Genomic DNA, 11,972 nt, shown 5'->3' on the forward strand with positions numbered 1-11,972 from the left:
GCCCCGTGGACTACCGGATCTTCACCGAACCGCAGCAGGGCGCCGACCACGACGATCTCCTGCGCGTCGCCCGCACGAGCGAGGACGCCGGCTACGACGGCTTCTTCCGCTCCGACCACGTCCTCGTCATGGGCGACGCGTCGGGCGAGCCCGGCCCCTCGGACGCCTGGATCACCCTCGCCGGGCTCGCCCGCGAGACCTCCCGGATCCGCCTCGGCACGCTCGTGACCTCGGCGACCTTCCGGCTGCCGGGCCCGCTCGCCGTCGCCGTCGCGCAGGTGGACCGGATGTCCGGCGGGCGCGTGGAGCTCGGACTGGGCACGGGCTGGTACGAGGCCGAGCACCGGGCGTACGGGATCCCGTTCCCGCCGCTGGGGGAGCGGTTCGACCGCCTCGAGGAGCAGCTGGAGATCATCACCGGGCTGTGGCGCACCGCCCCCGGCGACCGCTTCTCCTTCGCCGGGGAGCACTACACCGTCACGGACTCGCCGGCCCTGCCCAAGCCCGTCCAGCACCCGGCGCCACCCGTGATCGTCGGTGGCCGCGGCCCGAAGCGGACCCCGGCCCTGGCCGCGCGGTTCGCGGACGAGTTCAACGTCCCCTTCGCCCCGATCGAGGACGCCCGCGCCCGGTTCGGGCGGGTCGACGAGGCCTGCCGGGAAGCCGGCCGGGACCCGGAGGAGATCGTCCGCTCGGTCGCCGCGACGATCGCCGTCGGTCGCACGGACGCCGAGGTGGCCCGGCGCGCCCACGCGATCGGCCGCGATCTCGACCAGCTGCGCGCCGAGGGCCTCGCCGGCACCCCCGAGCAGGTCCGCGACACCCTCGGCACCTGGGCCGAACGCACCGGGATCACCCGCGTCTACCTGCAGCTCCTCGACCTCGGCGACCTCGACCAGATCGAGCTGGTGGCCAGCGAGGTCTTCTAGCGGATCGCCGGGTGCAGCCGCAGGTCCAGCCCGGCGGCCTCCGGGCGGCGGACCCGGTGCTCCCGCACGGGCAGCGTGCCGTCGAGCGCGGCCAGCACGGCGTCACGGACGGCGGGGATCACCTCGTCGATCGTCACCTCGCGGCCGAGCTCGGCCGACAGGGTGGTCACGGCCGCGTCGGAGATCCCGCAGGGGACGATCCGGTCGAACGCCTCGAGATCGAGGTCGCAGTTGAGCGAGAGCCCGTGCAGCGTGACCCCGCCCTGCACGCGCACGCCGATCTGGGCCAGCTTGCGCTCGGGCCGGTCGTCCGCCGGGAGCCAGACCCCGGTCCGTCCCTCCACCCGGCCGACGGTCGGCAGCCCGAGGTCCGCGCACACCGTGATCAGGGCTTCCTCGAGCCGGCGCACGTAGTCCACGACGTCGAGCGGCGCGGACAGCCCGACGATCGGGTAGCCGATGAGCTGCCCGGGGCCGTGCCAGGTGATCGCCCCGCCGCGGTCGACGTCGATCACCGGGCTGCCGTCCGTGGGCCGGTCGGCGGGCCGGGTGCGCTTGCCGGCGGTGTAGACGAAGGGGTGCTCCAGCAGCATCAGGACGTCCGGCCCGGCGTCCGTGCGGCGCGCCTCGGCGGTCGCCCGCTGCCGCTCCCACGCCTCGACGTACTCGACGGTGCCGAGCAGCTCCACCCGGACCGGATCGGCGGAACGACGGCACGAGATTCCCTGGCTGGCCACGTGATCAGGCTACGCCCGGACGGGGGCCGTCACCGTGGTGACGACCCCCGTCCGGGACCGGGATCACTGCCGGGCCGAGGTCACTGCCGGGCCGAGGTCACTTCAGGGTGATCGAGGTGCGCGCGATGTTGTTGAGCATGTTCGGGTCCTGCACCTGCGCGGCGCTCGCCGCCTGCACCGGGACGGTGCCCTTGGCGGTCTTCGCGACCTGGACGGTGACCGGGAAGCTCACGGACCTGCCGGCGTCGAGCTTCGTGCCGACGTAGACGACGCTGGTGGTGCTCTTGATCCCGCCCGGCGCCGACAGGACGGTCAGGCCGGTGCCCTGGAACGTGAGCGCGGTGCTGATCCCGGTCGAGGTGAACGGACCGTTGTTGGTGAGCGTCAGCGTGGCGGTGAAGGTGGTGCCGGGCGCGGCGGTCGCCGGGACCGTCAGGGTGGTGACGACGTCGGCGCGGACCGGCCCGGAGGCCACGACCTTCTCGGTGAAGGTGGTGCCCAGCGCACCGCTGGTGGCCGTCACGGTGACCGGACCGGGGATGTTCCCGCTGGTCAGGGTGGGTGCGGTGGCGACGCCCTGGGCGTCGGTCTTCACGGTGGCCGAGGGCTTGCCGGCGAACGCGGCGCTACCGGAGGTGACGGTGAAGGTGACGTCCGCGCCGGGGACCGGCAGGTTCTTGAGCCCGGTCAGCGTGGCCTTCAGCGGCGCGAACGGCTTCTGGACGTCGACGGTCTGGTTGGTGCCGGCGGTCGCGGCGAGGGTGGTGGCCGTGACCGGGTTCTCGAACTCGTAGGTCTTGCCGCCGAACGTCAGCCGGTCGACACCGGCGACCAGGCCGGCCGGGCCCGTACCCTGGTTGACGCCCACGTAGTAGACCTGCGCGTCGGCACCGAGGGCGTCGACGACCTGGGCGAACGTCCCCGTGTAGTTCGGGAAGCCGAACTGGTTGGTCTGCCCGCTCGGGGTGGCCGGATCCTTGCTGGCCCACCAGCCGCCCTGCGTCGAGGGGGTCCAGCTCTGCCAGGTCCCGGTCGTCACGGCGCCGGCGTAGGTCGGCTCGAAGACCACCGACGTGAACGGGTACTTCTTGGACTTGACCTCGATGTTCAGCGACGGGGCCGCGGTGCCGGACGGCTGCTCGACCAGCGTCTGGTAGCTGATCGGCCCGAGGGACTGGAGCTTGCCGAGCGTCATGTCCGCGAAGGCCTCGCGCACGAACACCTTGTCGGTGGCCGTGGGCGTCGACATCCGCAGGAAGCTCGCGCCGGACTGCGCGGTCGCGCTGTCGACGACCGAGGCGCTCCCGTTGGTGGGCTTGTCCCCCGAACCGAGGGTGGTGGCGCACAGCTCCAGGGTGGCGGGGCTCGCGCAGGTCGTGAGCGAGTCGTTGGTGACGACCGTGTCGCCGGGGGCCGCGGTGGCGGTCCCGACGGAGAGGAGCAGCGCACCGCCGGTGACCGCGGCGGCGGTCAGGGCGGCGAGCGGACGGAGCAGACGCATGTGACGACCTCGATGAGGAACGGGGACCAGCCCGATCAGCAGGGTCCCGGTGGGGTGGTGGCGGGAGCCGGCCCCCGACAACCAGGCCCGTTCCCTGCCTTACCGTCGGCTGTTCGGACGAGGCTGTTACGCCCGTTCAGGCGTGTCGTCAGATCTGATGACTTCGGTCAGTGAGTGGCCGCGGACAGCGCGTCCGCAAGCGTGGGGTGACGGAACGTGTACCCCGCGTCGAGCAACGCCCTCGGCACGGCCCGCTGCCCGAAGAGCAGCATCTCCCGGCCCATGTCGCCCAGCACCGTCGAGATCACCGGCGCCGGGATCGCCAGGACGGCGGGCCTGCCGAGCGCGGTGCCCAGCTGCGCGGTCAGCACCCTGTTGGTGACGGGTGCGGGGCCGGTGATGTTGACGGGGCCGCGGAGCGCGTCGTGCTCCACCGCGAAGGTGAGCGCGCCGACCTCGTCGTCGAGCGAGACCCACGACATGTACTGCTGCCCGGTGCCCAGGCGCGCCCCGAGGAACGCCTTCCACGCCAGCTTCATCGGCGCCAGCAGCCCGCCCGAGGGGGACATCACGAGCCCGGTGCGGGCCAGCACGACCCGCGCGCCGGCGTCGATCGCCGGGGCCGCGGCGGCCTCCCAGTCCCGGCACACGTCCGCCAGGAAGCCCTCGCCCGAGGGCGCGGACTCGTCGAGCTCGCGGTCCCCGCCGTCGCCGTAGTAGCCGACCGCCGAGCCGCTGACCAGCACCGGGACCCCGGCCCGCGCGACCGCGCCGGCCAGCACGTCCGTGGGCACGACCCGGCTGTCGCGGATCGCCTGGCGTCGCGCGCCGCTCCACGGCCGGTCCGCGAGCCCGGCCCCACCGAGGTTGACGACGGCGTCCGCACCGTCGAGCGCGCCCCCGTCGATCCGGCCGGACGGCGGGTCCCAGCCGCGCTCGTCGGGGGCCGACGGGCTGCGGCGGACGAGCCGCAGCACCTCGTGCCCGGCCTCCCGCAGACGGGCGACCAGGGCGGTTCCGATCAGGCCGGACGAACCGGCGACGACGACGCGCACGACGGTGATCCTCCCGAACCCGCCCGCCGCCCGCGACTCCGGGCACGGTGGCAGCCGGCACTCGGGCTCCCCACGCACCACCGGGTGACGTTCGGGGAGCTCACGCGCCGCGGAGCGGTGATCGCCCGACACCCCGCGCACCACTCCATGACGCTCGGGAGTCGACGCGTCGGCGGAGCGGCGATCGCCGCCTCCGTGCGCTGAAGCACGTTCGACGTGCGCGAGGGCACGCCAACGCCGATCACCACGTGGGCCGCCGCCGCACGATCGCCGTTCGGGTGCGCGGACGCACCGCCGAGCCGCGTGAGTGCACACCACCGTCGATCTTCGCGCTGCGCCGCCGGCAGCATTCGCGCTGCGCCGCCGGCAGCAACAGTCTTCGCGCGGCGCCGCCGGCAGCAGCAGAACGTGAGCGGTCGAGGTGCCAGTGGCCGGCACGTGGGCCACTCCGGGGGTGCGGACGCCGCGGCGCCGCCGCCCGAGGTGGGCGGCGGCGCCGGAGGGTGTGGCCGGGAGCGCGTTCCTACAGGCCGAGCTCGGCCTCGAAGGCACCTTCCTCGAGGCGCGCCTTGACCGCGGAGACGAAGCGGCCCGCGTCGGCGCCGTCGACGATCCGGTGGTCGTAGGTCAGCGGCAGGTAGCAGACCGAGCGGACGGCGATGACGTCCTCCCCGTCCGGCCCGGCGACGACCTTCGGCTCCTTGACGATCGCCCCGGTGCCCAGGATCGCGACCTGCGGCTGGTTGATGATCGGGGTGTCGAACAGCGCGCCGGCGCTGCCGATGTTGGTGATCGTGAAGGTGCCGCCGGACAGCTCGTCCGGGCCGATCTTGTTGTTGCGGGTGCGGTCGGCGACGTCCGCGATCTTGCGGGCGAGCCCGGCCAGCGACAGGTCCTCGGCGTTCTTGATCACCGGGACGAGGAGGCCGCGGGGGGTGTCGACGGCGATCGCGAGGTGCACGGCGCCGTGGTACTCGACCTGCTTGCCGTCCTCGGAGATCGAGGAGTTGACGGCCGGGAAGGCCTTGAGCGCCTCGACCGTGGCCTTCGCGAAGAACGGCAGGTAGGTGAGCCTGACGCCCTCCCGCGCGAGGAACGCGTCCTTGGCCCGGGCCCGCAGGTTCGCGATCCGGGTGACGTCGACCTCCTGCACGGTGGTCAGCTGCGCCGAGATCTGCAGCGACTCCGTCATGCGCTGGGCGATGATCTGGCGCAGGCGCGGCAGCTTCACCGTGGTGCCCGGCTGCGGGCCGTCGGCGGAGCGGGCCGGGACCTTCGCCGGCTCCTTGGCCGCGGCGGCGGGGGCGGCGGACGGCGCGGACGGTGCGGACGCGGCCGGGGCGGCGGCCGGCTCCTTCGCCGACTCGGCGGCGGCCAGCACGTCCTGCTTGCGGATCCGGCCACCGACGCCCGAGCCCTGCAGCGAGTCGAGGTCCACGCCGTGCTCCGACGCCAGCTTGCGCACCAGCGGCGTGACGTAGGGGGCCGAGGAACCGTTCTCCGAGGACTCCGCCTTCTCGGACGGAGCGGCCGGCGCCTCCTGGGCGGGGGCGGCCTGCGTCGGCTGCTCCCGGGGGGCCTGCGCCTTCGGCGCCTCCGGTGCGGGGGCCTCCTTCTTCGGGGCCTCCGGTGCCGGTGCCTCCTGCTTCGGCGGCTCGGGCGCGCTCTCCTGCGGGGCCGCGGAGCCGTCGCCGATGAGGGCGAGGGTGCCGCCGACCTCGACGGTGTCGTCCTCGGCGACCGACAGCTCGAGGACGGTGCCGGCGATCGGCGAGGGGATCTCGGTGTCGACCTTGTCCGTGGAGACCTCGAGCAGCGGCTCGTCGACCTCGACGGTGTCGCCGACCTGCTTGAGCCAGCGGGTCACGGTGCCCTCGGTGACGCTCTCGCCCAGCTCGGGCATGGTCACGGGGGTGCCGCCGCCGGAGGGCTTCCCGGTCGACGCCTTCGGCGCCTCCGCGGGGGCCTCCTCCTTCGGCGCCTCCTGCGTCGGCGCCTCGGGCTCCGGCTCGGGCTCCGGGGTGGCCTCCGCGGCGGGCTCCGCGGAGCCCTCGTCCGATCCCGCGTCGCCGATCACGGCCAGCTCGCCGCCGACCTCCACGGTCTCGTCCTCACCGGCGACGATCCGCTGCAGCACGCCCGCGACGGGGGAGGGGATCTCGGTGTCGACCTTGTCGGTGGAGACCTCGAGCAGCGGCTCGTCGACCTCGACGGCGTCACCCTCGTTCTTCAGCCAGCGGGTGACGGTGCCTTCGGTGACGCTCTCACCGAGGGCCGGCATCTGGACGGAGAAGGCCATGTCTGCTCGGATCCTCTTTCGACGTGCGTGGTCGCGGTCTGGTCGGACCGTCAGCCGTGGGTGTGCAGGGGTTTGCCGGCCAGGGCGAGGAAGGCTTCGCCGAACGCCTCGTTCTGGGTGGGGTGGGCGTGGACGTACGGGGCCACGTCGCCGGGCTCCGCTTCCCAGTTGTAGACGAGCTGGGCCTCGCCGATGAGCTCGCCGACGCGCGCGCCGACCATGTGGATCCCGACCACCGGACCGTCCTTGGCGCGGACGAGCTTGATCGCGCCGGAGGTCTGCAGGATCTGGGACTTGCCGTTGCCGCCGAGGTCGTAGGTGAGGGTCTCGACCTCGCCGTGCTTCTCGCGTGCCTGCGCCTCGGTGAGCCCGACGGAGGCGACCTCGGGCTCGCAGTAGGTGACGCGCGGGATGCCGGCCTCGTCGATCTCGCGCGGGGCGAGCCCGGCGATGTCCTCGGCCACGAAGATGCCCTGCTGGAAGCCGCGGTGGGCCAGCTGCAGGCCGGGCACGATGTCGCCCACGGCGTAGACGCCGTCGAGGTTGGTGCGCAGCCGGGAGTCGACGGTGACGAAGCCGCGTTCCATCGCGAGCCCGGCCTCCTCGTAGCCGTGCCCGGTGGTGTTGGGGCCGCGGCCGACGGCGACGAGCAGCAGGTCCGCCTCGAGCTCCTCACCGGACTCCAGGGAGACGGTGACGTGCGAGTCGTGCTGCTTGACGCCGGTGAACCTCACGCCGGTCTTCGCGGTGATCTTGCGGCGGCGGAAGGCGCGCTCGACGAGCTTGGACGCGAACTCGTCCTCGTTGGGGACGAGCCGGGGCAGGGCCTCGACGACGGTGACCTCGGCGCCGAAGGAGCGCCACACCGACGCGAACTCGACGCCGATCACGCCGCCGCCGAGCACCACGACCTTCTGCGGCACGGTGTCGAGGGTCAGGGCCTGGTCGGAGGTGATGACCCGGCCGCCGATCTCCAGGCCGGGCAGGGTGCGGGAGTAGGAGCCGGTGGCCAGCACGACGTTGCGGCCGGTGTAGGTCGTGCCGTCCACCTCGACCGAGCGCGGTCCGACGAAGGTCCCCGCGCCGGCCACGAGCTCGATCCCGCGGGAGGCGACGAGCCCCTGGAGTCCCTTGTAGAGGCGGCCGACCACGCCGTCCTTGTAGGAGTTCACGCCGGGCATGTCGATGCCGATGAGCTGGGACAGCACCCCGACCTTCGACCCGTCGCGGGCGGCGTCGGCGACCTCACCGGCGTGCAGCAGGGCCTTCGTGGGGATGCAGCCGCGGTGCAGGCAGGTCCCGCCGAGCTTGTCCTTCTCGACGAGCACCACGGACATGCCCAGCTCGGCGGCACGTAGCGCACAGGCGTATCCACCGGAGCCGCCACCGAGGATCACCAGGTCGGCAGTCTGCTCGGGCACGTCCGGTCTCCTCGTCACGCGGATGCGCACGGGGTCGGGCTGCCCCGGGCGGCCCCATCTTGTCATCTGGTCCGGATCCGCGCGGGTGGAGGTGACACTGTGCGGACACCGGGTTGCCTCCAGTGGAACCGGACCCGCCGGGAGAAAATCGGACACGTCGATCGTTGGGGCGGGCAGGAGACCGGGGCGAGGAGACGGCGATGGGCTTGTTCGGCAGGAAGCGCGGGGGGAACGCCAAGGTCCGCTCCGGCGACGCCGAGTACCTCCGCGAGTGGGCGACGGCCCGGCAGGGGGTCGAGGGCTTCGTGGAGCCGCGGACGACCGTGACGGAGACCACCCTCCTGTTGGTCGCCCAGGACGGGGAGTGGACCCGGCGGCGGATCGCGAGCCCGGACGCCGCGCGCAGGCTGGCGCGCTCGCTGCGGATGCCGGTGTACGACGTGCAGCTCGTCGGCTATCCGCAGCGGATGCGCGACCACGACGCCCGGCTGAAGGCCCTGCGCGAACGAGAGCGCCGCCGCTCCCTGGAGAGCTGAGGCACGGCAGCCCCGCGGAGGCCGGGAACCCGCAGGCCGTCCGGTGAGCAGGCGCCCTGGTAATTTCCGGTCGGCCCCCCGCTGCCGGTCGGGCGTCCGTCCGAGGTCACGGAGGTGGTCCGCGTCGCCCGGGAGAAGGCGTCCGACCTGATCATCCGGTCGGTGAAGGAGAAGGTGGCGTCCGGCGAGCTCGCCCCGGGCGCCCGCCTGCCCAACGAGCGCGACTTCGCCGCGCAGTACCGGGTCAGCCAGCCCACCGCGCGCGAGGCCGTGCGCGGCCTCGAGGTGCTCGGCCTGGTCACCAGCCGGCACGGCAGCGGGGTGTTCGTCGCCAGCGACGTCCACACGCTCGTCGCCAACAACCTCGGCCTGCTGCTGCAGCTCAAGCAGATGGAGATCCTGGACGTGTTCGACGTCCGGGTGGTCCTCGGCCGCGAGTCCGTCCGGTTGGCGGCCGGGAACCGGGACGTGGCGGACCTCGCGCGGATCCGGCAGGCCCTCGACGCGCTCGACGCCGCGACCACGGACCACGAGTACGCGCTCGCCGGGATCGACTTCCTCGGCTCGCTCTCCGCCGCCTCGGGCAATCCGCTGCTCGCCACGCTGGAGGTCTTCCTGCTCCGGATCTCGGCGCAGTTCCAGCTCGCCGCGTACGGGGGGCGGGCGCCGGGCTGGTGGACCGACGCCGACCTGGACCTCCAGGGCGCCCGCCGCCGCCTCTACGAGACGCTGCGCGACGGCCCGGTGGGGCGGGTCGAGGAGGTGTGGTGGGAGTACACGAGCGCGGTGCGGGAGCGGTTCGCCACCGACCCGCGGCTCACCGGGATCCGCCTCGCGGACTCCGCCGTGGCGAACGCGATGGCCTCCCAGAACGTCTGACCCGCGAGCCGGGCTGTCGCTCCACGCGAGTCGGGCTGTGGTTGTGCGCGGGTCGGGCTGTGCGCGGGTCGGGCTGTGGTGCGGCCCCGGTGTCAGGCGGCGCGCGGGGTCGTCGAGCCGCCCGCGGTGATCACGCCCGCCAGCGCGGCGAGGGTCGCGGAGCCGGGGACGAGATAGCCGTCGTGGCCGTGCGCCCCGTCCGTCGGGAGCAGGTGGGCGCCGAACCCCGGTGAGACGGGGTCGCCGCCGTGGCCGAGGTCCCCGATCCGCAGGTGCGGCATGAACCGGATCCAGTCGTCCGCCGCGCGCGCCGCCCACACCCGGGCGCTCGTGCGCAGCCCGGCGACGTCGTCGACCCGGACGCCGGGGCTGGCGAGGAACACCAGGTCGTCGGCGGGCAGGGCCGGCGCGGCGAGCCCGACGAGCACCGTGCCGTAGCTGTGGCCGACCACCGTCATCGTCGCCGCGGGATTGGCCACGTGCAGGTCCGTCACCTCGCGGACCAGGGCGGGGACCCCGGAGCGGGCGAGCCTGCCGGTCGCGGCATCGACGTCGACGCCGGTGGGGGTCGGGTAGCCGACCCAGAGGACGACCGCGGTGTCCGGGCTCGCGTCGCGCACGTCCTCGGCCCAGCCGAAGGGCCGCTTCAGCGGGTGGTCCGGGTCGTTCAGCGTGTGGAGGTCGATGCCGGCCCCGGGCACGAGGACGACGACGTGGGCGGCGGTCGCGGGATCGCCGAGCGCGACCACCGCCCGTCCCCGCACGCCGGGCTCGCACCCCAGGACCACGACGTCACTGCGGGTCAGCGAGTCGGCGAGATCGGCGGCGCACGAGCGATCCAGCCCGACGGGCGGCACAGGCGCGTCGGGCGCGGGCGCCGACAGCACGGTCAGGCTGCTGAGCAGCGCGGATGCGATCAGGAGGGCGATCCGCCGAGGTGTTCTCACGCCTCGGAACGCTGCTCGGACCGGGCCAACGAATCGTCACGCTGCGGAGCCGTTTCCGGCCTGCTCCCGGGGTATCGCCGGGGCCGGGAGGCAGTACCGGGGTAGGGGGTCCGGACAGCTCCGCAGTACGACGACCGGGCGCCCGTCGCTCACTACGCTCGGCTCCGTGACCAGCAGGAACGACGATGACGCCCCCGCCGGCGCGTCCCGCGGCGAGCCCGGCGGCGCTTCCGACTCTGCCTCCGACTCTGCCTCCGACGACGCACAGGGCTCCGCTCAGGACGCTCCCGCCGCACCCGACCGGCCCGAGATGAACCTCAGGCACCTTCCGGCGACGGAGAACGTGCCCCACGTTCATCTCGGCGCGGGGTCGGAGTCGGGGGCGGGCGAAACGCGCACCGGTGAGGCCCCGGCCGGCCAGAGCGCAGGCTCCGGACCGAGCACTCCGGACCCCGCGGTGCCTGCTGCGGCGGCGCGGGACGCCGGGCTGGCGATCAGCACCACTGCTGCTCCGGGCCCTCGGAACAGCAGTGGTGCTCATCTCGGCCGCGCGCTGGCCTCCGCGCTCTGGGCCGGCTCGGGGAGGGGGCGGTGGGTCGGGGCCGATCGGCGGCGCCGGGCGCTGCCCTGGGTGATGCTCGTCCTGGGGCTGGGGATCGCGGTGGCCGCGGCGGGCTCGGAGTTCGCGCCCGACCGCGGCGTCTCGCCCACGCCGGCCTTCCTGGTCATGCTGCCCGGGGTGGCCGCGTTCGCCCTGGTCACGGCCCGCCCGCTCGACGCCTGGCGGCTCGGCACGCTGTGGGTGCTGGTGCTCCCGTTCGTCCTGCCGGCGCCGGCGCCGGGCGGGTCACCGCCGCTGGAGTGGTGGGCCTGGCTGCTCTGGGTGCCCGTGCTGCTGTTGGCCGCGTGGGCCGCGCCGGGGCTGGCCACGCTCGGCGCCGGGATCGTGTCGGCGCTGGTCATGGCGGTGTTGTGCCTGCTCACGCCGTGGCCGGTCGCCGCGTCCGCGCTGCCGCTGAGCCTGCTGACGGTCGTCGTGGCCCTGGGACTGGGGGCCGCGCTGGGCGCCCGGTGGGACGCCCGGCGGGCGCTGGAGGCCGAGCAGGTCCGGCGCGGTCAGGCGCAGGCCGAGCGGGGCGCGCTGGCCGAGCGGGCCCGGATCGCCCGCGAGATGCACGACGTCGTCGCCCACCACATGTCCATGATCGCCGTCCGCTGCGAGACCGCTCCCTACCGGCTGCCCGATCTCCCGCCCGCCGCGACGACCGAGCTCGCGGAGGTCGCGGCCGCCGCGCGGGAGGCGCTGGGGGAGCTGCAGTCGCTGCTCGGTGTCCTGCGGACCGGCGTGGACGACACCGGGCCGGAGCGGGCCCCGCAGCCGGGACTCGCCGACGTCGAGCGGCTGTTCGCCGACGCCCGGTCGGCGGGTGCCGAGCTGACCTGGGAGTTCTCCGGCGCACCGGTCTCCGACGCGCTCGGGCTGACGACCTTCCGGATCGTCCAGCAGTCCCTGGCCAACGCCGCGCAGCACGCGCCCGGTGCCGCGGTCGAGGCCCGCGTCGTCGCCTCCGCCGGCCTGCTGGAGATCGACGTCCGCAACGGGCCCGGCACGGCGGCGGGCCGCCCGGACAGCGGGGCGGCGGGCCGCCCGGACAGCGGGGCGGCGGG

At 74.3% G+C, this 11,972-nt stretch carries 10 protein-coding genes; 4 read left to right on the top strand and 6 right to left on the bottom strand.

The window, feature by feature from the left end:
- Positions 1-5 precede the first annotated feature (5 nt).
- Positions 6-929, top strand: coding sequence for a TIGR03560 family F420-dependent LLM class oxidoreductase (locus tag ABD324_RS15775; protein ID WP_344417226.1), 924 nt, complete (start codon positions 6-8; stop codon positions 927-929).
- Here ABD324_RS15775 and lipB read toward each other — a convergent pair.
- From lipB to lpdA, 5 genes are all read right to left on the bottom strand, one after another.
- A complete protein-coding gene (gene lipB / locus ABD324_RS15780; RefSeq protein WP_344417228.1) occupies positions 926-1,666 on the bottom strand; it encodes a lipoyl(octanoyl) transferase LipB in 741 nt (246 codons plus the stop codon). The two genes, ABD324_RS15775 and lipB, sit on opposite strands and share 4 nt — an antisense overlap.
- A gap of 97 nt (positions 1,667-1,763) precedes the next feature.
- A complete protein-coding gene (locus ABD324_RS15785; RefSeq protein WP_344417230.1) occupies positions 1,764-3,167 on the bottom strand; it encodes a CARDB domain-containing protein in 1,404 nt (467 codons plus the stop codon).
- Positions 3,168-3,334: 167 nt separating this feature from the next.
- Entirely contained in the window at positions 3,335-4,222 is an 888-nt protein-coding gene (locus ABD324_RS15790) for a TIGR01777 family oxidoreductase (protein ID WP_344417232.1), read from the bottom strand.
- Positions 4,223-4,745: 523 nt separating this feature from the next.
- Entirely contained in the window at positions 4,746-6,521 is a 1,776-nt protein-coding gene (gene sucB, locus ABD324_RS15795; RefSeq protein ID WP_344417234.1) for a 2-oxoglutarate dehydrogenase, E2 component, dihydrolipoamide succinyltransferase, read from the bottom strand.
- A gap of 50 nt (positions 6,522-6,571) precedes the next feature.
- Entirely contained in the window at positions 6,572-7,942 is a 1,371-nt protein-coding gene (lpdA, locus tag ABD324_RS15800; RefSeq protein WP_344417236.1) for a dihydrolipoyl dehydrogenase, read from the bottom strand.
- A gap of 200 nt (positions 7,943-8,142) precedes the next feature.
- Here lpdA and ABD324_RS15805 point away from each other — a divergent pair, with 200 nt between their 5' ends.
- Positions 8,143-8,478: an oxidoreductase gene (locus ABD324_RS15805; RefSeq protein WP_344417238.1), complete on the top strand. Its 336-nt coding sequence runs from the start codon at positions 8,143-8,145 to the stop codon at positions 8,476-8,478.
- A gap of 114 nt (positions 8,479-8,592) precedes the next feature.
- Entirely contained in the window at positions 8,593-9,357 is a 765-nt protein-coding gene (locus ABD324_RS15810; protein WP_344417240.1) for a FadR/GntR family transcriptional regulator, read from the top strand.
- A gap of 92 nt (positions 9,358-9,449) precedes the next feature.
- Here ABD324_RS15810 and ABD324_RS15815 read toward each other — a convergent pair whose 3' ends face one another.
- The gene (locus ABD324_RS15815) at positions 9,450-10,304 is read right to left on the bottom strand and encodes an alpha/beta hydrolase (RefSeq protein ID WP_344417242.1); all 855 of its coding nucleotides are present in this window, start codon (positions 10,302-10,304) and stop codon (positions 9,450-9,452) included.
- 457 nt (positions 10,305-10,761) lie between these two features.
- Here ABD324_RS15815 and ABD324_RS15820 point away from each other — a divergent pair.
- Positions 10,762-11,972: sensor histidine kinase (locus ABD324_RS15820; RefSeq protein WP_344417244.1), on the top strand; the 1,211-nt coding region annotated here is incomplete at its 3' end.

This window comes from Pseudonocardia ailaonensis (genome assembly GCF_039531635.1).
GTDB classification, from domain to species: Bacteria; Actinomycetota; Actinomycetes; order Mycobacteriales; family Pseudonocardiaceae; genus Pseudonocardia; species Pseudonocardia ailaonensis.

Bases quoted from the DNA above. Each gene is read 5' to 3' on its own strand.
- ABD324_RS15805 (WP_344417238.1), top strand. From the start codon at position 8,143: ATGGGCTTGTTCGGCAGGAAGCGCGGGGGGAACGCCAAGGTCCGCTCC.
- sucB (WP_344417234.1), bottom strand. From the start codon at position 6,521: ATGGCCTTCTCCGTCCAGATGCCGGCCCTCGGTGAGAGCGTCACCGAA.
- ABD324_RS15785 (WP_344417230.1), bottom strand. From the start codon at position 3,167: ATGCGTCTGCTCCGTCCGCTCGCCGCCCTGACCGCCGCCGCGGTCACC.